This is a genomic window from Microbacterium saccharophilum (assembly GCF_007992455.1).
GTDB classification, from domain to species: Bacteria; Actinomycetota; Actinomycetes; order Actinomycetales; family Microbacteriaceae; genus Microbacterium; species Microbacterium saccharophilum.
In genome coordinates this window covers 130318-153643 of the sequence record NZ_BKAH01000005.1, presented here as the reverse complement: position 1 = coordinate 153643, position 23326 = coordinate 130318, and the positions used below count along the sequence as shown (strand labels likewise).

Genomic DNA, 23326 nt, shown 5'->3' with positions numbered 1-23326 from the left:
CCCGGCTCAGCCGGCGTTGTGATCGGCGTTGTAGCGATCCAGCACCTCGGCGATCGGCGCATCCATCGCCAGGACGCCCTTGTCGAGATAGAGGCCGCGCGTGCAGAACCGGCGCAGGTCCTTCTCGTTGTGACTGACGAAGAAGAGCGTGCGCCCCTCCGCGAGCAGCTCGTCGATCCGCTTGTAGCACTTCTCCCGGAAGGCCCTGTCGCCCACGGCGAGGACCTCGTCCACGAGCAGGATGGGCTCCTCCAGCTGCGAGACCACCGCGAACGCGAGCCGCACCTTCATGCCGTTCGACAGGTGCTTGTACGGCGTGTCGATCGACTCGCGGAGCTCGGCGAAGTCGATGATCCCGTCGAATCGCCGCGCGACCTCCGCGCGTGACATTCCGTGCAGTCCCGCCGTCAGGCGGACGTTCTCACGCACCGTCAGGTCACCGACGAATCCGCCCGTGATCTCGATGAGCGGAGCCACGCCGCCGTGCACGGTGACGCGTCCCTCATCCGCGAGCAGGACGCCGGCGACGAGCTTGAGCAGGGTCGACTTGCCCTGGCCGTTCCGCCCCACCACCCCGATGGACTCGCCCGGCTGCACCGTGAACGAGACGCCGCGCAGTGCCCAGAACTCCCCCGGCTTCGACCGCCGGGACGAGTCGGCGAACAGGTCCTTGAAGCTCCGGCGCCCCCGCCGATTGCGACGGAAGCGCACGCCGAGCTCCTGGACTTCGATGGCGGGGCCGGGCATCACAGTTCCTTCAGCACGGGGCGCTCGAGGCGACGGAAGACGAGGAGACCCAGCAGCAGGAAGGCGACGCTCATGCCCGCGCCCACCAGCACGCTGAGCGTGTCCCACTGATCGGGGAAGAAGCCCATCCGGTACAGCGTGAAGATCCCGGAGAGCGGGTTGAAGGCGGCGATCTGCGGGAAGGGCGCCGGCAGGTCGACGACGCCGTAGATGATGGGCGACGCGTAGAACAGCGCGCGGAGGATCAGCTTGGTCGTCCGCTCGAGATCGGAGTACAGCACGCACAGCGGGGCGACCAGCAGCCCGAGCCCGACGAGGAGCGTCAGCTGCAGAACCACCGCGACCGGGAACCACAGGATGCCCCAGCCCACCTGCGCGCCGGCGAAGACGGCGAAGAGGACCAGGACGGGCAACGAGAAGAGGAACTCGATGCCTTTGCCGAGCACGATCCGGTTCACCCAGATGGAACGCGGGATCGCGGTCGATCGCACGAGCCGGGCGTCCTTGTTGAACGCGCGCGTGAAGTCCGACACGGCACTGTTGAACCATACCCACGGGAGCAGCGCCGTGATCAAGAACACGATGTATGGCTGCGCGCCGACCGTCCGCTCGAAGACCTGCGTGAAGACGAACCAGTAGATGAGGCTCATGACCAGCGGGTCGAGCACCGACCAGAGATACCCCAGCGCGCTCGTGGCGTAGCGGACCCGCAGATCACGGGCTGTCAGGAGCCACAGCGCGTGCAGGTGGCGGCGCGGAGATCCGGGGGCGCCGACGGCGGCTGTAGTCACACTCACGAGTCTATGGCGGAGCGCTGGAGCTACTCCGTCTCCGTGCCCTTGAGCGCCAGGACGAGGTCGCCGTCGACGGGCTTGCCGTTCTCGGTCGTCGGGAATCGGTCCTGATCCGGGTTGAGCTGCACGTAGGCCGGCTCGCCCTCTGACTGAACCCCCGTGAGGCTGATCGTGTACGTCTCTCCAGCCTTCAGCACGAGGTCATCCGTGCGGAAGGAGGCCAGGCCCACGCCGACGGCGTTCGCCGGGGTGGATCCCGCGAACACGGACTCCCCCTGCTCGTCGACGATGCTCACGTTGATGATGGCCGAGTTGATCCACGTGACCGCCGAGGCGTCCATCCCGATCTGCAGCTGGCTGACGGAGAGAGTCGTGTCGAAGTCCAGCTCCTCCGCGATGACCGAGTCCGGCGCCAGGACGTCGACCTCGGTGAGGCCCGGGACCGAGCTGACCGATGAGTACACGGTGGGCGTGGCCGGGATCAGGTACATCCCGAACAGCAGGGCCGAGAACCCGAAGAGCGCGGCCACGCGGATCCACACGACACTGCGCTTGATCGTCTGCGCGTTCGGCATCCCCGCGATGAACGCGGGACGCGGGTAGTTGATGATCAGGACCGCGAGCACGCAGGCGATCATGAACCCGACCATGAAGATGACGTTGTTGCCGCCCAGTCCGAGTCCGCGCAGGATGTCACCGGGTGTGGCGAAGCGCTGCGGGTCGGCCGGCGGGATGAACTGGCCGAACAGCAGATCCCTGAAGATGCCGGAGTTGTACATGGAGTACCCGACCAGCATGTAGATGAGGAACAGGGTCGTGCCGATCGCCATCTCGAGGAGCGAGTTCAGCGTGAGATAGCGCGGATTCGCGAAGATGATCAGGATCGAGAACGGCGCGACGAGGTTGATCCAGTAGGGGTTCAGCGGCACGATCGCGCAGAACACCAGGAACGCCGCGAGCGAGAGGTAGATCGCGAATGCCTGGAGCTCGCGCGTGCTCGAGGTGCGCTTGGCGTAGGCGAAGATCGCGAGTCCGACGATGAAGACGACGAACAGGGGAACGGGGATGCTGGACTGCCAGGTGAATCCCGACGTGCGCAGCCGGTCGAGCATGAGATCGGTGAAGCCGCCGGTGGACGCCTCGAACGCCAGGTCCCCCCGGTACATCAGCCGGCACAGCAGGAGGCCGAGGACACCCACCACGAGCTGACCGACCGCGCGGAGGAGCCGCTTCTCCCGCAGCAGCACCAGCGGGATGAAGATGAACAGCGCGAACAGCTTGAAGGTGATCGCGAGCAGGAACCACAGCAGGAACGAGCGCGTTCTGCCCCTCATGTAGGCGAGCAGGCCGGCGAGCATGAAGGTGATCGAGATGATGTCGTACTGGACGATGACGAGGACCGGGACGAACAGGGCCATCGACGACAGGAAGTAGAAGGCCACCCACTTGGAGCGCTGCGCGCTCACGCCGATCGTCTTGGCGATCGCCATGACGAGCCTCGTGGCCACCAGGGTGAAGACCACCATCATGAGTTTCAGCCAGAGCTGAGCAGGCGTGGAGTTCAGGTAGTCGAAGTCGCCGTACCGGTACAGGAGGTACGCGGGCAGGTTCCAGATGCCGAACACCGCGTAGATCGGGACGTCGTACACGGCCGGGTGGCCGAAGGTGGATCGTTCGATGGCGATCTGGTAGAAGTCCTGCGGACGCCCGGCGAGCACGGCGTCGAGGAAGTTGAACGAGTGCTCGAAGGTCGCCTTGACGTCACCGTAGAGGAACGTGACGAACGCGAGCGCGCAGATCGCGCCGAGCAGTGCCCAGTCGGCGAGGTTGGGCTGTTCCACACCCTTGAACCAGCGTCCGAGAGTGCTCTCGCGGACGCTGTCGCTCATCGAGATCCAGGCGCCGTCCACGCGCTCCCACCCGCGATCGAGGGCACGGCTCACCCGCCCGCCCTGAGGCGCGGTCGTCTCGGCTCCGATTTCCTGCTGCGTCATGACGTGATACCGCCTGTTTCCGAGGTTCCGATCCCATCGCGCTGCGCCACGGCGGGGCGTGTGCCGCTCGAGCGCTCGATGAGAAGCTTGCGGGAGGTGAAGTTGTACACCAGGACGACGGCTGTCGCGATGAGCTTGCCGATCAGGGGGTCGATGCCCACCCCGTCCACCGTCACGAACAGGATGAGCTGATTGAGACCGAGCGCGATGATGTTGAGTCCGATGTAGATCGCGAATTCCTTCACGATGCTGCGGCCGGGCTGGGCTTCGAAGACGAACTTCAGCGTGAGGACGTAGTTCAGGATGAGCGACAGCGAGAAGGAGATCGTGCTGGCGAGGATGTACTGCACCCCGAAGTACTGGAAGAGGACGAAGAAGAGCCCGTAGTCGAAGGCGAACGAGACGAGTCCCACCACGAGGAACCGGGCGAACTGCCCGAGCAGACGGCGCAGACGTCCGTCTCTCGGAAGCCTGCTGCCGGAGCGCGCCGTCATTGCGCGTTCTCGAGGGGGTCGTCCGTCACGGCCTCCGCGACGACGTTCCGCTCCTCGGTGAGGACGGGCGCCGCCGGCGCGGGCGGGCCGAAGTTGACCCGCTCTCCGACCACGACCCGGGGCTTCGCAGTGACCCTGCTGTTGATGCTGAGGATGTACTCGCCGAGGACGCCGATGAAGAACAGCTGCACGGCACCGAGGAAGAAGATGCCGACGGTCGTCGAGGCCTCACCCGCCTGATAGCTGTCCCAATCGACGAGCTTGTTGATGAGCACGAAGACGGCGAGCCCGAGACAGACGAACGCGATCACAGCGGCGATGAACGTCGCCAGACGCATGAGGAGCTTCGTCGACGACGTGATGCCCTGCATCGCGAAGTCGTAGTTGCGCAGGAAGTTGAAGTTGGACTTTCCTCGCGCGCTCTTGCCCTGGTCGTACTGGATGATGTGGACGTTCAGTCCGTACTCGGCGACGACGGCCTTGAAGAACGGCTGGATGTCGTCGATGCTCTCGAGGACGCGCACGAACTCGCGGTCGTACAGGCCGTACCCGGTGAAGCGGGGGATCTGCGTCGTGTCGGAGAACCAGCGGATGACCGCGTAGTAGAGGTGCCGGAGTCCCGTCATCACGAAGCCCTCGTCGCTGCTGCGACGCTGGCCGATCACGACCTGCTTGCCCGTCTCCCAGGCGCGGACGAACTCCGGGAGGTTCTCCGGCGGATCCTGGAGGTCGCCGAACAGCATGAAGGTCGCGTCACCGCTACCGTAGGTCAGGGCGGAGAACACGTTGCGGTGGAAGCCGAAGTTGCGCGCGTTGAAGACGGCTTTGACCCGCGCGTCCTCCGCGGCGATCCGACGGATCTCGGCACGCGTGCCGTCGGTCGAGAAATCGTCGACGAAGATGATCTCGTAGTCGTATTGCGGCAGCTCGTTGCGGAAGACCGCGGTGAGCCGGTCGACCATCTCCTGAACACTGCGCTCTTCGTTGTAGCTGGGGATGACGACGCTGATGGTCCGTCTTGACAAGCGAGCACTCCTCGGTGATTCGGGCGTCTTCTCGCGCCCGATGAAGTCTACCCGACCCGTGTCGAGGCCTCCGTGAGAGGCTCTCAGGACAGCCGGTTGTTCCACATCGACAGCGCCGACCCGATCGCCATGTGCATATCGAGGTACTGGTACGTGCCCAGCCGCCCGCCGAAGTGCACGTCCTTCTCGCCCTTGGCGAGCTCGCGGTAGGCGAGGAGCCCTGCGCGGTCCGCCGGCGTGTTGACCGGATAGTACGGCTCGTCCTGGGGGGTCGCGAAGCGCGAGTACTCGCGCACGATCACGGTCTTGTCGGTGGGATACCGGTCGGCGCGCTCCGGGTGGAAGTGCCGGAACTCGAGGATGCGCGTGTGGGGTGCGTCGGCATCCGCGTAGTTCATGACCGAGGTCCCCTGGAAATCGCCGACCGGCACGACCTCGCGCTCGAAGTCGAGCGTGCGCCAGGAGAGCGCGCCCTCCGCGTCGTCGAAGTAGCGGTCCACCGGGCCGGTGTAGACGATCGGCACCTGGCCGACCGTGGCCGCCTTGTGGAGCGGCTGGGAGTCGTCGAAGAAGTCGGTGTCGAGCCGCACGTCGATGTTCGGGTGATCGGCCATCCGCTCCAGCCATGCCGTGTACCCGTCGGTCGGCAGCCCCTCCCACGTGTCGTTGAAGTAGCGGTTGTCGTAGGTGTACCGCACCGGGAGGCGGCTGATGATCTCCGCGGGGAGCTCGCGCGGGTCCGTCTGCCACTGCTTCGCCGTGTAGTCGCGGATGAAGGCTTCGTAGAGGGGCCGGCCGATGAGGGCGATGGCCTTCTCCTCGAGGCTCACGGCCGCGTGCGACTCGAACTCGCCCGCCTGCTCGTGGATCAGGGCGCGGGCCTGCGTCGGCGAGTAGGAGGCCTGGAAGAACTGGTTGATCGTCCCGAGGTTGATCGGCAGCGGATACACGACGCCCCGGTGCGTCGTGTAGACGCGGTGGACGTAGTCGGTGAAAGTCGTGAAGCGGTTCACGTACTCCCACACGGCGGGGTTCGAGGTGTGGAACAGGTGCGCCCCGTACCGGTGCACCTCGATGCCCGTCTCGGGGTCCGCCTCGCTGTACGCGTTGCCCCCGATGTGGGAGCGCCGGTCGATGACGGTCACCCGGCGTCCGGATGCCGCGGCCCGTTCGGCGATCGTGAGCCCGAACAGCCCCGATCCGACGATGAGAAGATCCATCAGCATCCTCCGCGTGTAGCCATCACAGAATCCTAGGTGTTCGGTCGCCGCTCACGTGCGACGGTGGATCGTGCGGTTGTAGACCTGCACCTCGAGGAACCGCAGGCCGTGCAGCGCCGCGCATCGGAGGCGCTGCCACGGTGACAGCGTTGAAAGGAGGCCGGTGACGTAGCGCCGGTCCTCCTCGTACATCTCCCGATCCTCCGGAGACCGGACGCTGCGCTTCTCGAACCTGACGGCGTGGAGACCGAAGTACGCGCGGGCGGGGAGGATGCCGTCTTCCCTGGCCAATTCGAAGCAGCGCCCGTGCGCGCGGACGATGTCGTGGTAGTAGCGCGTCGAGCGCAGATTGTGGGAAACGCTGTCGGTGCGCTGGAGCCAGTAGTAGAGCCGGTCCTCGCATGAGGCGACCCGATCCATCCGCCGGTAGAGGTCCATGGCGACGGCGACGTCCTGCGCGTAGCGTCCCTCCGGGAATCGGATGCCGTCGAACAGGGCCCGCCGGTACAGCTTGCCCCAGTTCGCCTCGCTGAAGTAGTACAGCTCGCGACGCGTGAGCTGGCGCAGGAGGATGCTGAAGACGCCCTGGTAGTACCGGCCCGGCTGGTCGAACGAGATGTGCCGGCCCGGCTGCTCCCCCGCGTGCGCATCGCGGACGGATGCCGCCACGCTGGCTCCCACGTTGTACCACCGGCAGCAGCTCATGTCGGCGCCGGCTTCCTCCAGGATCTCGACGAGGCGCCCGATCATCCGCGGACTCATGAGGTCGTCGTTGTCGCAGAACGTGATGAGGTCGCCGGTGGCCGCATCGAGTCCGCTGTTCTGCGCCGCGGCGATGCCGCCGTTCTCGCGATGGACGACGACCACGCGGTCATCCTCGGCGGCGAAGCGATCGCAGATCCGACCGGAATCGTCGGTCGAGCCGTCGTCGACGAGGATCACCTCGAGATGCCGATACTCCTGCTCGAGGATCGACGCGACGCAGGCACCGAGATACCGTTCCGAGTTGTGGACCGGGACGATGATCGACACTGTCGGCATCGACGGCTGGACCGTCACGACGTCGCCCTTCAGACCGCGGCTATCGACGCCGCGACGGTGCCGAGGTTGCGGTCGTTGCCCTTCATCGTGAAGCGCGCGCCCTGCATGAGGACGTGCGTGTCGATGTCGATGATCTCGGACACGTTCGCGTTGACGAAGTACTGCCCGGCGCCGAAGTGGGCCGATTCGATGACGAAGTCCATCGAGGAGTCCCCTGCGGGGATGGCGGGAAGGGCGATGCCGAGGCGCTCGGTGTTCGAGGCGAGCACCATCTGACCCATCGGCGTGTCGATGCTGAACCCGGTCGCCCAGGTGGGCATCGCCTGCTTCGCCCGCACGTGCACCCGGATGCACATGCGCGCGCCGACCTGCACGACGTTCTGGCGCTTGCCGTCCTCGTCGAGCACCTCGATGCGGGTGACCTCAATCGGCTTGACCGGTTCCGGCGGCGGCTTCTGTCCGACGCGGCGACCTTCGAGCACATCGCGCAGCGCCGAGACGGCCTCGTTCACCTCGCCGTCGAACACCATCTTCCCGTCCTTGAGGACGATGCCACGGTCGCACAGCTCCTGCACCTGGGCGGCCGAGTGCGAGACGAGGATGATCGTCCGGCCCTCCTTCCGGAAGCGGGCGATGCGCTCCATGCACTTGCGCTGGAAGGCTTCGTCGCCCACGGCCAGCACCTCGTCGACGAGGAGGACATCGGGGTCGGTGTGCACCGCCACCGCGAAGGCGAGGCGGACGAACATGCCGGACGAGTAGAACTTGACCTGCGTGTCGATGAAGTCGCCGATGCCGCTGAACTCGAGGATCTCGTCGAACCGCTCGGCCGTCTCGGCTCGCGTCATCCCCATGATGGAGGCGTTGAGGTAGACGTTCTCGCGGCCGCTCAGGTCGGGGTGGAAGCCGGCGCCGAGTTCGAGCAGCGCCGCCATGCGCCCGCGGGTGAGGATGCTGCCCTCCGTCGGCGAGACGATCCCGCCGATGAGCTTGAGGAGCGTGCTCTTGCCCGAGCCGTTGGGGCCGAGGAGCCCGACGGTCGTCCCCGCAAGGATCTCGAGGTCGACGCCGGCGACGGCGACGTACTCCTGCTTGTGGGTGCGTCCACGCCGTCCGGCGTGCACGATCCGTTCCTTGAGCGTGTTGTCCTTGCGGACGACGAACTGCTTCGTGACGCCTTCGGCGCGCACGACGACGGGACCGGGCTTGCGTGAAACGACCATCACATCTCCTGCGCGAAGTTGCCCTGCAGGCGGGTGAACACGCGGTGCGAGACGGCCAGCAGCACGAGGCCGACGAGACCGGCGATCAGCATCCGCATGAGGAGGTTGTCGGGGTAGTCGGCGGCGGTGCCGGCACCCCAGAAGGCTTTCCGGAACGCGAGGACGCCGAGGGTGATCGGGTTGTTCGTGTACACCTCGAGCGCCCAGGACGGCAGGCCGAGGGTGCGGAACGCGTCGCTGACCATCGTCCAGGCGTAGACGATGGGAGACCCCCACATGGCGAGCATCATGACGACGTCGGTCACGTACTGGACGTCCCGCAGATACACGTTGAGCGCAGAGAGCAGGATGCCGAAAGCCAGCCCGTAGACGAGGATCAGCAGGACAGCGGGGAAGAACCACAGCATCTCGACGGGAGCCGGCAGCGCCTGGAAGATGATCGCCCCGCCCAGCAGGACGAGGCACTGCACCAGGAACATGAACCCTGCTGCGCCGACGCTGGCCAGCGGGAAGATCTCGCGCGGGAGGTAGATCTTCTTCACGAGCCCGGCGTTCGCGAGGATCGAGGAGGTCGAGCCCTGGACGGCCTCCGCGAAGAAGCTGTACATCGTGAGCCCGGCGAAGAGGAAGATCGCGAACTGCGGAATGCCCTCGGCGGCGCGGAGGAACTGCCCCAGCACGAGGAAGTACATGAGGAACTGGACGATCGGGCGGATGAGCGTCCACAGGAAGCCCAGGACGCTGTCGCGGTACCGCGCCTGCAGATCGCGCCGGACGAGGAGGCCGAGGAGATCGCGCCGGTCCCAGATCTCCCGGAGCTTGCCGCCCCGGACGGGAAGATCAAGGCCTCGGGCGTTCGTCGTGATGAATGGGGTCTCAGCAAGTCGGGCGAACCGCTCAGTCGTGTCCAATTACTCCACCTACGTTCAGCCAACTGGAACACTATACCGGGTCGAACCTGGGCGATTTCGGCGGGGGCGGCATGGCTCGCTACCCTCGGGAGAGCAACCCCTGCAGTCGGAGACCGCCCGATCACGGTGCCCGTCGGACGACTGCGTGCGAAAGGAACGAAGCGATGTCCACAGTCGTCGTCACGGGAGCCGCCGGGTACCTCGGCCACCACGTCGTGCGCGCGGTGCTCGACCGGGGCCACGAGGTCGTCGCCGCCGTCCGGCCCGGTCGCGGAGAAGGTCTGGACCCTCGCGCCGTGGTGGTGGAGGCGGACATCCTCGCCCCCGACTTCGATCCGGCCGTGTGGGGCGCCCAGCCCGATGCGGTGGTGCACCTTGCGTGGAAGGACGGGTTCCGGCACAACTCGCCCGCGCACATGTCCCAGCTGTCGGCGCACTTCGACCTGCTGACCCGCCTGGCCGAACGCGGGGTGGCCCGCATCGTTGCCCTCGGCACGATGCACGAGGTCGGGTACTGGGAGGGCGCCATCGAGGCCGACACCCCCACGGCGCCGCTCTCCCAGTACGGCATCGCCAAGGACGCCCTGCGTCGCGCCCTCCCCCTCGCGGTGCCGGAGACGACCTCGCTGGCGTGGGCCCGCGCCTACTACATCTACGGCGATGACCGCCGCAGCGAGTCCATCTTCCGGAAGCTCCTGGATGCCGCCGACGCGGGCCGCACCGAGTTCCCGTTCACGACGGGCAAGAACCTCTACGACTTCATCCGGGTGGAAGAACTGGGGCGTCAGATCGCGGCGCTGACCGACGCCGTCGAGGTCACCGGCACCGTGAACTGCAGCTCCGGAGAACCGATGTCGCTCGCTCAGAAGGTGGAGGAGTTCATCGCCGAGAACGACCTCGGTCTGTCCCTGCAGTACGGCGCGTTCCCGGACCGTGCGTACGACTCACCCGGCGTCTGGGGGGACGCCACGGTCATCCGGTCCGTGATGGCCCGCGACGCGGCGCCGGCTCAGTAACCGGTCGTCACACCCTTCGCGGGCGCGTTGACCAGGTGCCGCTCGGCGAGCTGGATGATCACGACATCCGGTTCGTACTGCTCGACGAGCGACCGGTAGTTCGGCGGGTCGGACCAGTCGTCGTACCGGTGCTGGATCTGCCAGGTCTGCGCGTACTGCTGCGCCCAGAGTCCGGAGAGGGCGTTGCCCATCGAGTCGCGAAGGATGAGCGCGCTCTGTCCGCTCCACGCTCCGTCGGTCACGGTCGACGCGGGGAGACGGGACAGATCGATCACCTGTCCCCCGTCGCTGGTGAGGGTGTTCGATGCCCCGTCGGTCACCTCGACGGGCGCCATCTCCTCGGCGAACACGGGCGCGGTCCACTCCGGAGTGGCATCGGCCACACCGTACGCGGCGTACTCGTTGAAGACGCCTTCGCGGGTCACCCGATCGACGGCGGGCACCGCGACAGCGGGGGCATCCGGATACATCGCCGCCTGACACCGCGCGAAGGACTGCCAGCCGATGTAGCCGCCCCAATCGGTCCAGTGGCTGTTGACCGGGGTGAAGACCGCGTCCTCGGCGGCAGCCTCGCGCAGGTCGGCGCGGAAGTCGATGATCGGCAGGTCAGGGGACGCGGACAGCAGCTGGTCGAGGGGGGTGGACCCGCGCAGGGGAACGACCCATTCCGGGAGCTGCTCGGGGTAGACGCTCGCCGCCGAGGGGGTGATCTGGATCGTGAGCTCGATCCCCTGCTCGGCCAGCGCGACCGACAGGGGCGTGAAGTAGTCGCGCCAGGCCGCTACCTCGGACACCGTCAGCAGGCGGCGACCGACCGACTGGGAGAAGTTCTCCTCGATCTGGTCGTTGTAGAAGGCCCACCCGTCCTGGCCGAGCACGACCGGACCGGCGAGCTCATCCGCGTGGGCAGCCCAGGTCTGCTGTGCGGCGGCGGCGTCATCGATCCACGGCTCGTCCGCCGCGCGCTGCACAGTGGGGCGGCAGGCGTCCGCGGCAGCGCCCGGGGCGGCCGAGGGCGCCGGTGCGACCGGAGCGATCTCGTCCGCCGCGCGATCGAGGTTGGCCTGAACGGTCCAGCCGACGATGGCGGCGACGAGCGAGGCGATGGCCAGGATGATCAGCGGCGCATCGCGGTACGGACGCCACCAGGGCGGGGAGGGTACGCCCGCGCCGTGGACGATGTCGCCGCCGCCGGAGGCGCTCACGTGGGGGCTCCCGTCGTCTGGGGCGTCCGCCGGGCGAGCCGCGCCGGGTACGTCGGGTCGACGGCGGAGATGACGCGAACGCGCGTGGGCGCCGTTCTGTCCAGCAGGCGCTGGAGCCACCCCGGGGTCCAGTCCTTCAGCTGCAGCGCAGGCCGCTCGATCAGGTGCCAGCTCAGGTACGCATACGCGTGGCATCCCGCCACGATGACGACGTGATAGACGAGCCAGCCGGCGTCCTGCAGCTGGAAGTAGGCGGCGAACTGCATGAGCGGCCACGCGATGATGTAGATCCCGTAGGAGAAGTCGCCGTGCTTGTCCCAGTTCTTGAGGAACTGGGCACGGATGGCGAACCAGATCAGCGCGTAGCAGAACGCGTACTGCCCGAAGGGGAGCCATCCCCCCTTGGCATAGGTCCATCCGGCGATGAAGATGCACAGGATGGCGAGGCGGTTGTCGATCGGGATGCGGTCGCCGAAGAGCGCGAAGAGGATGCCGAAGGCGAACGGCGCGAGGAGCAGGAGCTGTCGGAAGTCCGCGAACACGATGCCGAACAGGCCGAGGTTGCCGAATCCCAGCCACTGCATCATGGCCAGGAGGATGATGGCGGACGCGACGATCCCGCCGATCATGCGGTGCGCGAGCGCTCCGGCGACCCCCAGCACGCCGACGAGGATGTACGCGCCGAACTCGAAGGCGAGAGTCCAGGCGGAGCCGTTCCATTCGAAGCCGCCGTGGAGCTGGAAGAAGGGCAGGCTCTCCCCCATCCCGGCGATGTTGTGCTGCGCGAGCGGAAGCCACATGTTGTTGGAGAAGTACGTGAAGGGCGAGTCGGTCGTGGCATTCCAGAACCCGTCCATCGTGCCGCTCTCGCGGTAGTAGGCGATGGGTGCCAGAGCGTAGGCCGTCACGATCAGCACGAGGAGCCACGCCGGGAAGATGCGCATGATGCGACGCCAGAAGAACCTGGGCGTCGACGCACGGCCCATCTTGCTCTTGGTGATGAGGAAGCCGGAGAGGAAGAAGAACCCCGCGACCGCGACGCCGCCCAGCGACTGCTCGTCGCTGATCTGCGTGCCGAGATCGTGGCCACCGTAGAACCCGGCCAGCGGACCCGCGTGCGAGAAGATGACCATGAAGGCCATCAGCCACCGGAGGAACCCGATGCTGTTATTCCGCGGGTCGAAGCTCTCCTTCAGCGATATCACCCTCCACCTCCTCCGGGTTGTTCCGCTTCCACGTCTCGGGGTGGCGGAGCTTCCAGAGCTGGTGGTGGACGACGCGTGCCGGGCGGTCGAGTGGCCGGAGGACCTTCGCCACCCGCGGGTGGTTGAGCTTCAGGTACACCCGCGTGAGCGCGACGATGCCGCCGTGCCCCAGCCAACCGGCGCGATGGAGGAACTGGATCTGGTCGATCGCGTATCCGGGCATGGTGGCGCCCATCTGATCGAGCTTGAACTCGAGCGCCGTGTGGCTGATGCTCGCGTGCTCGGCGGTGGAGATCGTCCGGACGTGGTAGCCGAGCTCGGCGGCCGCGTACCCGACGATCCGCTCCTGCACGTGCGCGAGGCTGCCATCGAAGTGCTTGTTCGGGGCGGCGTACTCCTTGTACTTCCACTCCCGCTCCACCATGAGGCGCAGCGCTTCCGGGCGGGCGATCCACATGCACCCGTAGGGCGCGAGCGGCGAGATGTCGTCGAACGGCACACGGATCCCCAGCTCTTCGGCGAGGGCTTCGGCGGGCGCCTTGTTCGCGTACCAGCCACGCCCCATCGTCGGGAAGCCGATGTGGATCATCGGCGGGAACACCATGCCGAGGCCCGGCTCCTTCTGGAACAGCGCGAGCGCGTTGGCCGCATAGCCCGGGGAGTTGAGCACGTTGTCCAGTTGCTGGAGCTTGAAGTACCGCCCCGAGTTGAACGACCCCTGCACGGTCTGCTTCGAGTGGATCTTGACGACGAGGTCGTAGCGGCCGGGTTCGAGCACATCCCGGCACGCGATGAAGAACGCACTGAGGTCGCGTCCCCGATTCGACGGGAGGATCCGGATGTCGACGTGGGAGAAGTTCGGGTCCGCGCGCCTTTCGAGGACCGACCGGATCGTGTCGGCCTTCTCGCTGCTCGTGGTCGTGATGAACAGGTCCATCGGCACCGGCAGCATCACCAGCCGGTCCATCAGTTCGTCCGTCATCTCCTCGTAGTAGATGTGGACGACCGCGGCGAGCGTCGGAGGATTCTCCGCGTCGAAGGCGACGTCGACGTCCGGGAGGATCTCGTGCATCGCCGCGTCCGTGTAGAGCGCGCGCGGCTGGGAGTTGCGGACGATGTTCTGGTAGATCATCCGGACCGGGTAGCCGTAATGCTCGGCGCGTTCGATCGTCCAGCGCCCGATGACCGCGTGCTGGTCGAGGTAGGGCGGGTAGTGGAAGAACCCGCGGCGCTTGAGCACGGGGCAGCCGTCGTCGAGCAGGATGTCCGCGTTGATGAGGGCGGGGTGCTCCGCCGGATAGTCCGCCACGGAGAAGGCGACGGCGGAGGTGAAGCCCCGCTGCTCGAAATGATGCGTGAATTTCGACTCGTGCCGCAGGATCGAATCGGTGTAGTTCTCGATCATCGGCATCGACGACCAGTACTCGCGCCACGCGGCGCTGGTGAACATCGGCTTGCGGACGGCGATCCAGTGGGACTGGATGTGCCGGCGCAGGATGCCGTCCTTCGTGAACGGGTTGGGGACGATCTCGGCGTGATCCGTCATCCCCCAGAAGTCCGCGGGCTCGGCGTTCATGCGATCGAAGAGGTCCTCGAACGGGCGCACGGGTCCGAACCACGTGTAGTTCATCAGGATGACTTCGTCGAACTCCGCGAGACGCTCCGCCCCGAAATGCTCCATGGCGGTCTTGTAGCCCCAGACGTCGAAGCCGACGTTCTCGCGGGTCCAGACCGTGTCGGCCACGGGATCGAGGCGGCGGTGACCCTCCTCCGTCAGCTCGCCGTTGACGACGACGAAGATGTGGTCGGCGAAGGGGCGCAGCGCGGCGAGCTTGTACACGATGTAGTCGTCCACATCACCGCGACTGTCATGCAGCAGGTAGAAGACGATCCGCCGTCCGTCGGCGGGGAAGGGCGCGGGCGCGACGGTGTGGGGGCGTTGATCGGTCTGCAAGAACTCACTCCTCGGTTCGTCGGCTGAGCACGCGCTCACAGACCGACTCGCTGCGGCGGCGGGCCGCAGACCATACGGATTCTACCTGGCCTACGCGTCGCGTCCCTGGGCGAGGATCGACAGCAGGTAGGCGCCGTATCCACTCTTGACCAGGGGCTCCGCCCGGACGCGCAGTTCGTCGTCGGTGAGGAAACCGAGTCGCCACGCGACCTCTTCGGGGCTGCCGATCGACAGGCCCTGGCGCTTCTGCACGGTGCGGATGAACTCGGTGGCCTCGCTGAGCGAATCGAACGTCCCGGTGTCCAGCCAGGCGGTGCCGCGCGGGAGGACCTCGACCTGCAGCTCGCCTCGCTCGAGGTAGACGCGGTTGAGGTCGGTGATCTCGAGCTCCCCGCGGGCGGAGGGCTTGAGGTCCTTCGCGATCTCGACGACATTGTTGTCGTAGAAGTAGAGGCCGGGGATCGCGAAGTGGCTGCGCGGCTGCGCGGGCTTCTCCTCCAGCGTGAGCGCACGACCGGTGGCATCGAACTCGACCACGCCGTACGCACTCGGGTCGGCCACCCAGTATCCGAAGACCGCCGCACCGCTGAGCGACTCGTGACGACGCAGGCGCGTTCCCATGCCGGGGCCGTAGAAGATGTTGTCACCCAGGACGAGCGCGGCCGTGTCGGAGCCGATGTGCTCCTCCCCGATCACGAACGCCTGCGCGAGTCCGTCCGGGGACGGCTGCTGGGCATACGTGAGCGAGATGCCGAACTGCGATCCGTCGCCGAGGAGACGCTCGAACTGCTCGGCGTCGTGGGGCGTCGTGATCACCAGGATGTCGCGGATGCCGGCCAGCATCAGAGTCGACAACGGGTAGTAGATCATCGGCTTGTCGTAGACGGGTACCAGCTGCTTGGAGATCCCGAGAGTGATCGGGTGCAACCGGGATCCCGTGCCACCTGCCAGAACAATGCCGCGCATGTGTCCAGTTTCTCACACCTTGTCCGCGGGGCACGGCGGGCGGCGCCGCCCACCGCCCGCACGCCGACCGGGCGCCCGGCGCCTCGACCGGTAAACTCGCCCCATGGATAAACTCCTCGTGACCGGCGGCGCCGGCTTCATCGGCTCCGATTTCGTTCATTACATCCTCGAGAACACCGACAAGTCGGTCACCGTGCTCGACAAGCTCACCTACGCCGGCTCCCTCGCCTCGCTGAAGGACCTGCCCGCCGACCGCTTCCGGTTCGTGCAGGGCGACATCTGCGACGCGGAACTCGTCACGGGCCTGTTCGCCGAGCACGACGCCGTCGTCCACTACGCGGCGGAGTCCCACAACGACAACTCCCTGAGCGGACCGGCCCCCTTCGTCCAGACGAACCTCGTCGGCACCTTCACGTTGCTCGAGGCCGCCCGCGCCACCGGTGTGCGCTTCCACCACATCTCGACGGACGAGGTCTACGGCGACCTCGAACTGGATGACCCGGAGCGCTTCACGGAGCACACACCGTACAACCCCTCCAGCCCCTACTCGTCGACGAAGGCCGGCTCCGACCTCCTCGTCCGCGCATGGGTGCGGTCGTTCGGCGTCGCCGCCACGATCAGCAACTGCTCCAACAACTACGGGCCGCGGCAGCACGTCGAGAAGTTCATCCCGCGCCAGATCACCAACCTCATCGACGGAGTGCGTCCGCGCCTGTACGGCGACGGCCGCAACGTCCGTGACTGGATCCATGCCGACGACCACTCCTCGGCGGTCCTGCGCATCCTGGAGCGCGGCCGCATCGGTGAGACGTACCTCATCGGCGCCGATGGCGAGAAGTCGAACCGCGACGTCGTGGAGATCATCCTGCAGGCGATGGGACGCCCCGCGGACGACTACGATCTCGTCACCGATCGTCCGGGGCACGACCTCCGCTACGCGATCGACTGGTCCAAGCTGCGCGATGAACTCGACTGGGAGCCGACGTATCGCGACTTCGGCGCCGGCATCGCGGCGACGGTCGCCTGGTACCAGGAGAACGAGGAGTGGTGGCGGCCGCAGAAGGCCGAGGCCGAGGCCAAGTACGCGACCGTGGGGCAGTGACGGACGTGGAGTACGGCAAGACGCTCGCCGCACACGACACCTCCATCCCCGGGCTGACCCTCTTCGACATCCCGGTGCACGGTGACAACCGCGGCTGGTTCAAGGAGAACTGGCAGCGCGAGAAGATGATGGCTCTGGGGCTGCCCGATCTGGGCCCCGTGCAGAACAACATCTCCTTCAACCGGAACGCCGGGACCACCCGCGGAATCCATGCGGAACCGTGGGACAAGTTCATCTCCGTCGCCACCGGCAGCGTCTTCGGCGCCTGGGTCGACCTGCGCGCCGGCGAGGGATTCGGGCGCCTCTTCACCGCGACGATCGACCCGTCGACGGCGATCTTCGTCCCGAAGGGCGTCGGCAACGCGTTCCAGACGCTCGAACCGGACACCGCCTACACCTACCTGGTCAACGACCACTGGACCCCCCAGGCGGAGTACACCTTCTTGAACCTCGCCGACGAGACCACCGCGGTCCCGTGGCCGATCGCGCTCGACCGGGCCGAGGTGTCGGAGAAGGATCGCAACCACCCGCGCCTCGACGCGGTGACCCCGATCGCCCTCTGACGCCTCTTCCCCACCCCACGCCACAGGAGTTCCGCATGCCCGAGAACGTGCTCATCACCGGCGGCGCCGGCTTCATCGGATCGTCGCTGACGCGGCGCCTCGTCGACGCCGGGCACCGGGTGACCATTCTGGACTCGCTCGTCGCCCAGGTGCACGGAGACGAGCCGAGTGAGACCTCCCCGCTCCTGAAATCCGTGTCGGGCATCGCCGACGTCCACGTCGGCACCGTGACGTCGACGGACGACCTCCGCGCCGCGCTGGTCGACGCGACCGTCGTCGTGCACCTGGCTGCCGAGACCGGCACCGGACAGTCGATGTACGAGATCGACCGGTACGTCGAGACGAACGTCGGAGGCACCGGGAAGCTCCTCGACCTGCTGGCGAACGAGCCGCACACCGTCCGGCGCATCGTCATCGCATCGTCGCGGTCGGTGTACGGCGAGGGCGCCTACCTGACCGCGGACGGCACCACCGTCTTCCCTCCGCACCGCTCCTCCGCGGCGATGGAGGCGGGCGACTTCGACGTCCACATGACGGGGGGTGACGCTCTCACGCTCATCCCGACTCCGGAGACGGCGCTCCTGCACCCGTCCTCCGTGTACGGGATCACGAAGCAGTCGCAGGAGGCGCTCATCATGACCGCGGCTCCCTCCATCGGAGTGGAATCCGTCGCGCTGCGCTACCAGAACGTGTACGGCCCCGGGCAGTCCCTCAAGAATCCGTACACCGGCATCCTGTCGATCTTCTCGACCCTCATCCGGCAGGGCAAGAGCATCAACATCTTCGAGGACGGGTTGGAGAGCCGCGACTTCGTCTACATCGACGACGTCGTGGAAGCGACCTTCCGCGCGTGCGTGGACCCGCGTGCCGCGGGGCACACGTTCAACGTCGGTTCCGGGGTGAAGACGACGGTGCGCGATGTCGTGGACGCGCTGTTCCGCGCCTTCGGGATCGAGGTTCCGGTGACGATCTCCGGCAACTTCCGGCTCGGGGACATCCGGCACAACGTCGCCGACACGTCGCGCATCCAGGAGACCCTGGGCTTCACCGCAGCCGTGCCGTTCGACGCGGGGATCCGTCGATTCGCGGAGTGGGTGCTCACCCAGCCGCTGGAGACGGACGGGTACGAGCGTTCGCTGGCGGAGATGGCCGAGCGCAAGCTCCTCAAGTGAGCTGCGCCCGGCCGGCTCACCTCAGCGTTCCGGCCGGGACGATCCACACCTTCGCAGGGACGCCGTAGGTCGCGGAGATCCACGCCCGCGCGGCACTGTCGCCGGCGTTCATGAGCCCTCCCGACGCCAGGTACACGGGGTCTCCCGGCTGCTCGCGGACGAAGTGCGCCCGCAGTTCGGCGCCGGCCGAGGGGACCCCTTCCGAACCCCGGGCACCCAGCGCGGCGAAGGTGAGCGGCGCGTAGTCCGCCTTGTTCACCGACAGCCACCCCTCGGCGGTGAGGACGAACGCCCCCGCTCCCGTGTCGATCCGGGTCGGCAGGTCGCCCTCCGTCGCGATCAGATCGATCGACGCCGGCGAGATCTTCCAGGCGGTCGCCGTCACGGTGCCGATCCGCGACGCCGCCGGAACCGTGAACGTGCGGCCCGCCCCGGTGATCACGCGCACGTCGCCCGCCTTGTCGTCGTACATGCCGACGCCGACGACCGGTGCGGCGAGAGACACCTGCGCGAGCACGTTCGCGGAGACGGACGTCGTCGCCGTCCCGATCCCGTACGGGGCGAGCACGCGGGGATCGGGAACCTCGCGCCTCGTGCCGCTCTGGATCAGCCACGCGTACCCGTCGGGTGAGCGGAGCAGGCCCGCGAGCGCGCCCCCGTCGCGTGTCGTCGCGAGCTGCGCCGTCATGACGACCCGGAGCGATGCGCAGTCCTTGCCGAAGTCGGCCGCGACCCCGCAGCCCGCCGTCCGGTAGCGCGTCCCGCCATCCATGAGGAAGACCTCACCGCTCTCGCTCTTGATCAAGAGGTCGTAGGAGATCGTGACCCCGGAGAGCGCTCCTGCCACGACGACCCACACCTTCGGGGGGACGCCGTAGCGCGCCGAGATGGCAGCCCGCTCGGCGGCCCCGCTGACGACCTGGGCGAAGCCTCCGGAGACGAGGAACTCCTGGCCGCTGCCGGCATCGCGGACGTAGTGCGGACGCGGCTCGTTGCCGGCCAGCGGAATCCCGGCGTACGCGCCGGATCCCAGCGTGGTGAACACGGCATCACCGCCGTATGTGGCCGACGGCACCTCGAGCCATCCCTCCTGCGTCAGCACGAACGACCGCCCGTCGCTCTTCATGCGAGAGGCGAGGGGTGCCGTGATCGGCAGCATTTTGAAGCTCTGCGGAGTCAGCTTCCGCACCTTGCTCGCGATGACGCCGGTGGATTGCTCGGCAGTCAGGGAGTACTGTCCGCCCGCGATCGCGAGGACACGCCCGGACCCACCGTCGGAGTAGACGCCGGCGGCCAGAACCGGCAGCCCCACGGGCAGACGGGCTGCCGTCGCCGCCGACACCGCGCTCGTCGTCGACGGGATGCCGTAGACCGAGAGGATCGACGGGTCGAGCACCTGACGCATCTGCCCGCTCTGGGGGAGCCAGATCGTGCCGGCGGGGGTGCGGACCAGGTAGGACAGCGTGCCGGCGATGGCGTACTTCGCGAGCTCCGTCCCGGTGACCGTCCGCGCCGTGGCGCAGTCGCCGCCCCAATCCGCGACCTGGGTGCAGTCCCGCAGACGATAGGCCCGAGACCCGTCGAGCAGGTAGGCCGCGCCGTCCGCGGTACGCACGACGCCCTCGGCGGAAGCCGTGTCGCCGATGGCGCCGTCGAGCACCGGCCACACCCGCGAGCTCACGCCGTAGGTGCCGGTGACCCATGCCTGGTCCGCTGCGGAGACGGCCTGGAGCGTCCCCCAGGACACGAGGTAGGTCTGATCGTCCGAACGCTCCCGGACGAAGTGCGGCCCGGCGACGCGACCGACGATCGGGAGGCCTGCCGCCGCCCCTGCGGGCAGGGTCGTGAACGGCAGGGTCGACGGGTAGTCCGCCGCGTTCACTTCGAGCCAGCCGTCGTCCACCATGATGTACGAGCGCTCCCCCGACGTGATGCGGGTCGGCATCGTCGATGCGGCCGGGAGCAGTGTGAACGACTCCGCCGTCAGTTCCCGCGCGCTGCGGGCGATCGCCGTCCCGCTCGCGGCATCCGGCACACCGTAGACACCGGCGTCCGTCTGCAGCCGGTAGGGCAGTGTCGCGTCCCGGTAGACCCCGACCGCGGTGACGGGTGCGGCCACCTTGTAGTCGGCGAGCATGCCCGCCGAGACCCGTGAGGTCGTCGCGGGGATGCCGTACCGCGGCAGGAGACTCAGGTCGACCACTTCGCGACGAGATCCGCTCTGCACGAGCCAGGTGGGTCCGTCTGCGGTGATCACGCGTGCGAGGTAGCCGGCATCCGGGTAGCGCGCGACCTGCGCGTCATCCGCGACCGGAAGCGCGTTGTAGTCCCATCCGAGGTCGCCGAGCTGACCGATGTCGTGCACGCGCAGGCGCTGCCCGCTGTCCAGGACGTAGACGATGCCGCTGCGTGTCTTGACGCCGCGCTTCGCGTCGCCCTTGTCGGTGTACGAAGCGAGCTCGGACGCGTCGGCCTGCCGGGGAGACGCGACCCAGGTGTACTGCGCGGCGAGCTCCGCGGTCGCCAGTCGCCACTTCGAGCCGCCGCTGACGATGTAGCGATCCGACGTCCCCGCCACCTGCAGGATCTGCAGCGCCTCGCCCTGCGTCGAGCCGAACCAGTCGGTGTAGTAGTTGTAGAAGTTCCGGTTGCCGTAGGACGAGCAGGCATTGCCGAGTCCGTAGCCGGCCGCGAGCGCGGCGGCGTTGGGCTGGTAGGGCGTGTAGGAGTAGAGCGCCGCCGTCGCGTAGTTCTGGATGTTGAGGTACGTGCCTCCGCAGGACTCGTTGGGGTGGTATCCGATGTAGTTTCTGCCGGGCTGCTTGGCGAACCTCGCCGCCTTGTACGTCTTGAGCTGCTGTGCACCCTTGATGATCTGCGGGCCGAGTCCGGCGAACGCCGGGTCGCACGGGGCGGTGTCGGGGCAGGAGGCCCCCATGGCCGCCGAGAGGGCGCGGTCGGACGGGGCCTTGCTCGTCGTGAGTCCCTGCTCCTTCTGCAGCGTCACGAGGATGACCTTCGCCGAGATGCCGCACGCGACCTGGGCGCGGTAGATCACCTCGGACACCTTCATCGTGCCGCCCTCGATCGCGGCGCAGATGAGGTTGCCGGTCGACTGCGACGACACGGCGGTGCGTGAGGAGATGCCCACCGACAGGACGTTCAGGCATTTGCCGTTGTTGCAGGTGCCGATCTTCGCATCCAGGAAGGCCTGGATCTCGGCGGCGCTCATGGCGGCACCGTCGTAGAACAGCGTGTCGGAGATGATGTTCTCCGCATTGAAGCCGACCACCGGCCCGGCGGCGGCATTCACGATGCCGGAACCCACCATCTCCGCCGCCGCGTCGACGGCAGGGACGGAGCCGACGCCGCCCGCGGCGTTCGCGGGGCTCGCGACGAGGAGCGAACCCAGCAGGGCGACCATCGCGATCACCGCCCCCGCAAGGCGGGACGCCGGCCAGGCGCGACCGGACGAACGGGCGATGACGGGGGGGATCATGGGACCATTGTTACTGAAGTAAAGCGCTGATACCACCGTGGAGCGCGCGACACGCCATAGACACGCCGCTCTCGGCAGCCTCAGAGATCGGCATGCAGCTGCCAGACGCGCTCCGCCGCACCGGTCCAGGAGAAGGCGCGCCCACGGTCGCCGGAGAGGATCGCGAGGCGCTCCACGGCATCGGTCGACGCGAGCGCGGCCGCCAGCGACGCGCTGAGCCCGCCTGCGGCGGCGAGCAGCCCGCCGTCGAGCACGATCTCGCGGTGCACTGCGCTGTCGGCGGCGACGAGGGGCACCCCGAGCGCGAGGGCCTCCATGACGCGCCATGGGAAAGCACTGTCGGTTCGCGGTGCGAGCAGGGCGACGGCGCCGGCGAGCACGGCGGCGCGATCGGCCGTCTCGAGCGGCCCGAGCACCACGACGCGGCCCGGCTGCAGACCTGCCGCCGCGCCCAGGTCGGCGACGGCCGGCTCGTCGCCGACGGGGACATCCAGCACGACCACCGGCAGATCGGAGCCCGCCTCCGCGATGGCCGAGAACGCGGTGTCGAGGCGCGCGGACGGGGCCGCCCCGCCTGCGACGACGAGGCTGCCGCCGGGCAGGCCGAGGGATCGACGTCGCCCCACGTCGTCGATCGGGGCGGAGAAGCCGACCGGGGCGGCGCCGGGGATCACCCGGATGCGGTCCCCCAGTCGGGCGATCTCCGCGAGGCGCTCGCCGAGCGCATGCGTCGGAACCACGACGGCATCCGCGTGCTTCACGGCTCGCCGGAGCATGCCCCGGTGCCACGCGACCGTCATCTTCGGCAGTTCGTGGGGCTGCTCCCACGCCGCGAGGTCCCACAGGGTGAGCACCGTCTGGTCGTGGTCGTGCACGCGGTCGTGCTTCACGAGGGGCGCCATGCTCGTCGGCGAATGGACCATGCCGCCGGGAGCACCCGAGGAGACGCCGAGCTGCCAGGCGGCGGCGAGCTCTCGGCGGGGCAGGGCGGTGCGGATGATGTCGGCGACGCCGGGCACCTCGCGCTCCAGGACGGCGGCGGCGTCCGTCCCGGCCGGTACGACGGCGACGACCTCGCAGCCGGCGGGCGCGGTGCGCACGAGCTCACGGGCGATCTCGCGAGACGCGGTCGCGAGATCCGGCTCGGTCGGCGCGGTGACCTGATCGAGCACGACATGCAGCGTCGCTGTCACGC

At 67.8% G+C, this 23326-nt stretch carries 18 protein-coding genes and 1 pseudogene; 4 read left to right on the top strand and 15 right to left on the bottom strand.

Translation table 11 applies throughout. The features are described 5' to 3' along the window. Positions 1–6: 6 nt before the first annotated feature. From MSA03_RS07405 to MSA03_RS07365, 9 genes are all read right to left on the bottom strand, one after another. A complete protein-coding gene (locus MSA03_RS07405; protein ID WP_028496774.1) occupies positions 7–747 on the bottom strand; it encodes an ABC transporter ATP-binding protein in 741 nt (246 codons plus the stop codon). Further along, positions 747–1538 (bottom strand): ABC transporter permease, encoded by a 792-nt coding sequence (locus tag MSA03_RS07400; RefSeq protein ID WP_028496775.1) that lies wholly within the window; start codon positions 1536–1538, stop codon positions 747–749. The genes MSA03_RS07405 and MSA03_RS07400 overlap by 1 nt, the downstream gene beginning before the upstream one ends. 29 nt (positions 1539–1567) lie before the next feature. Further along, positions 1568–3535, bottom strand: coding sequence for a glycosyltransferase family protein (locus MSA03_RS07395; RefSeq protein WP_218028805.1), 1968 nt, complete (start codon positions 3533–3535; stop codon positions 1568–1570). Beyond that, positions 3532–4029, bottom strand: coding sequence for a GtrA family protein (locus MSA03_RS07390; protein ID WP_147050211.1), 498 nt, complete (start codon positions 4027–4029; stop codon positions 3532–3534). The genes MSA03_RS07395 and MSA03_RS07390 overlap by 4 nt, the downstream gene beginning before the upstream one ends. After that, positions 4026–5054 (bottom strand): glycosyltransferase family 2 protein, encoded by a 1029-nt coding sequence (locus MSA03_RS07385; protein WP_147050210.1) that lies wholly within the window; start codon positions 5052–5054, stop codon positions 4026–4028. Before MSA03_RS07385 ends, MSA03_RS07390 begins: the two co-directional genes overlap by 4 nt. Before the next feature lie 83 nt (positions 5055–5137). Continuing rightward, entirely contained in the window at positions 5138–6274 is a 1137-nt protein-coding gene (gene glf / locus MSA03_RS07380; RefSeq protein WP_147050209.1) for a UDP-galactopyranose mutase, read from the bottom strand. Between the two features lie 51 nt (positions 6275–6325). Then, on the bottom strand, positions 6326–7333 hold the full coding sequence (locus MSA03_RS07375) for a glycosyltransferase family 2 protein (protein WP_147050208.1): 1008 nt from the start codon (positions 7331–7333) through the stop codon (positions 6326–6328). An 11-nt stretch (positions 7334–7344) separates the two neighbouring features. Next, positions 7345–8538 (bottom strand): ABC transporter ATP-binding protein, encoded by a 1194-nt coding sequence (locus tag MSA03_RS07370; protein WP_147050207.1) that lies wholly within the window; start codon positions 8536–8538, stop codon positions 7345–7347. Then, entirely contained in the window at positions 8538–9449 is a 912-nt protein-coding gene (locus MSA03_RS07365) for an ABC transporter permease (protein ID WP_231478704.1), read from the bottom strand. Before MSA03_RS07365 ends, MSA03_RS07370 begins: the two co-directional genes overlap by 1 nt. 164 nt (positions 9450–9613) lie before the next feature. Here MSA03_RS07365 and MSA03_RS07360 point away from each other — a divergent pair, with 164 nt between their 5' ends. After that, entirely contained in the window at positions 9614–10465 is an 852-nt protein-coding gene (locus MSA03_RS07360) for an NAD-dependent epimerase/dehydratase family protein (protein ID WP_147050206.1), read from the top strand. Here the strand turns inward: MSA03_RS07360 and MSA03_RS07355 are convergent. From MSA03_RS07355 to rfbA, 4 genes are all read right to left on the bottom strand, one after another. Next, positions 10459–11670, bottom strand: a complete 1212-nt coding sequence (locus tag MSA03_RS07355; protein WP_170245467.1) for an alginate O-acetyltransferase AlgX-related protein — start codon at positions 11668–11670, stop codon at positions 10459–10461. The two genes, MSA03_RS07360 and MSA03_RS07355, sit on opposite strands and share 7 nt — an antisense overlap. Further along, positions 11667–12875 (bottom strand): acyltransferase family protein, encoded by a 1209-nt coding sequence (locus tag MSA03_RS07350; RefSeq protein ID WP_081782790.1) that lies wholly within the window; start codon positions 12873–12875, stop codon positions 11667–11669. Before MSA03_RS07350 ends, MSA03_RS07355 begins: the two co-directional genes overlap by 4 nt. Beyond that, positions 12838–14829: a rhamnan synthesis F family protein gene (locus MSA03_RS07345; RefSeq protein WP_170245466.1), complete on the bottom strand. Its 1992-nt coding sequence runs from the start codon at positions 14827–14829 to the stop codon at positions 12838–12840. Before MSA03_RS07345 ends, MSA03_RS07350 begins: the two co-directional genes overlap by 38 nt. A 90-nt stretch (positions 14830–14919) precedes the next feature. Continuing rightward, on the bottom strand, positions 14920–15795 hold the full coding sequence (rfbA, locus tag MSA03_RS07340) for a glucose-1-phosphate thymidylyltransferase RfbA (protein WP_028496783.1): 876 nt from the start codon (positions 15793–15795) through the stop codon (positions 14920–14922). Between the two features lie 103 nt (positions 15796–15898). Between rfbA and rfbB the strand changes: the two genes are divergently transcribed. The 3 genes and pseudogenes from rfbB (at position 15899) to MSA03_RS07325 (ending at position 18632) form a co-directional block, all read left to right on the top strand. Continuing rightward, entirely contained in the window at positions 15899–16897 is a 999-nt protein-coding gene (gene rfbB / locus MSA03_RS07335; RefSeq protein ID WP_028496784.1) for a dTDP-glucose 4,6-dehydratase, read from the top strand. Between the two features lie 5 nt (positions 16898–16902). Further along, positions 16903–17451 (top strand): annotated as a pseudogene (locus tag MSA03_RS07330) (dTDP-4-dehydrorhamnose 3,5-epimerase family protein); the annotation flags it as partial. Positions 17452–17495: 44 nt separating this feature from the next. Then, positions 17496–18632, top strand: coding sequence for an NAD-dependent epimerase/dehydratase family protein (locus MSA03_RS07325; protein ID WP_147050203.1), 1137 nt, complete (start codon positions 17496–17498; stop codon positions 18630–18632). Between the two features lie 16 nt (positions 18633–18648). Here MSA03_RS07325 and MSA03_RS07320 read toward each other — a convergent pair whose 3' ends face one another. Both MSA03_RS07320 and MSA03_RS07315 read right to left on the bottom strand, forming a co-directional pair. Next, on the bottom strand, positions 18649–22131 hold the full coding sequence (locus MSA03_RS07320) for a hypothetical protein (RefSeq protein WP_147050202.1): 3483 nt from the start codon (positions 22129–22131) through the stop codon (positions 18649–18651). Positions 22132–22211: 80 nt separating this feature from the next. Further along, positions 22212–23324 carry a glycosyltransferase gene (locus tag MSA03_RS07315; protein WP_147050201.1) on the bottom strand — a complete coding sequence of 371 codons (1113 nt, stop codon included), beginning with the start codon at positions 23322–23324 and terminating at the stop codon, positions 22212–22214. Between the last annotated feature and the right edge of the window lie 2 nt (positions 23325–23326).

Bases quoted from the DNA above. Each gene is read 5' to 3' on its own strand.
- rfbB (WP_028496784.1), top strand. From the start codon at position 15,899: ATGGATAAACTCCTCGTGACCGGCGGCGCCGGCTTCATCGGCTCCGAT.
- MSA03_RS07390 (WP_147050211.1), bottom strand. From the start codon at position 4,029: ATGACGGCGCGCTCCGGCAGCAGGCTTCCGAGAGACGGACGTCTGCGC.
- rfbA (WP_028496783.1), bottom strand. From the start codon at position 15,795: ATGCGCGGCATTGTTCTGGCAGGTGGCACGGGATCCCGGTTGCACCCG.
- MSA03_RS07405 (WP_028496774.1), bottom strand. From the start codon at position 747: ATGCCCGGCCCCGCCATCGAAGTCCAGGAGCTCGGCGTGCGCTTCCGT.
- MSA03_RS07370 (WP_147050207.1), bottom strand. From the start codon at position 8,538: ATGGTCGTTTCACGCAAGCCCGGTCCCGTCGTCGTGCGCGCCGAAGGC.
- MSA03_RS07325 (WP_147050203.1), top strand. From the start codon at position 17,496: ATGCCCGAGAACGTGCTCATCACCGGCGGCGCCGGCTTCATCGGATCG.
- glf (WP_147050209.1), bottom strand. From the start codon at position 6,274: ATGGATCTTCTCATCGTCGGATCGGGGCTGTTCGGGCTCACGATCGCC.
- MSA03_RS07320 (WP_147050202.1), bottom strand. From the start codon at position 22,131: ATGATCCCCCCCGTCATCGCCCGTTCGTCCGGTCGCGCCTGGCCGGCG.
- MSA03_RS07395 (WP_218028805.1), bottom strand. From the start codon at position 3,535: ATGACGCAGCAGGAAATCGGAGCCGAGACGACCGCGCCTCAGGGCGGG.
- MSA03_RS07360 (WP_147050206.1), top strand. From the start codon at position 9,614: ATGTCCACAGTCGTCGTCACGGGAGCCGCCGGGTACCTCGGCCACCAC.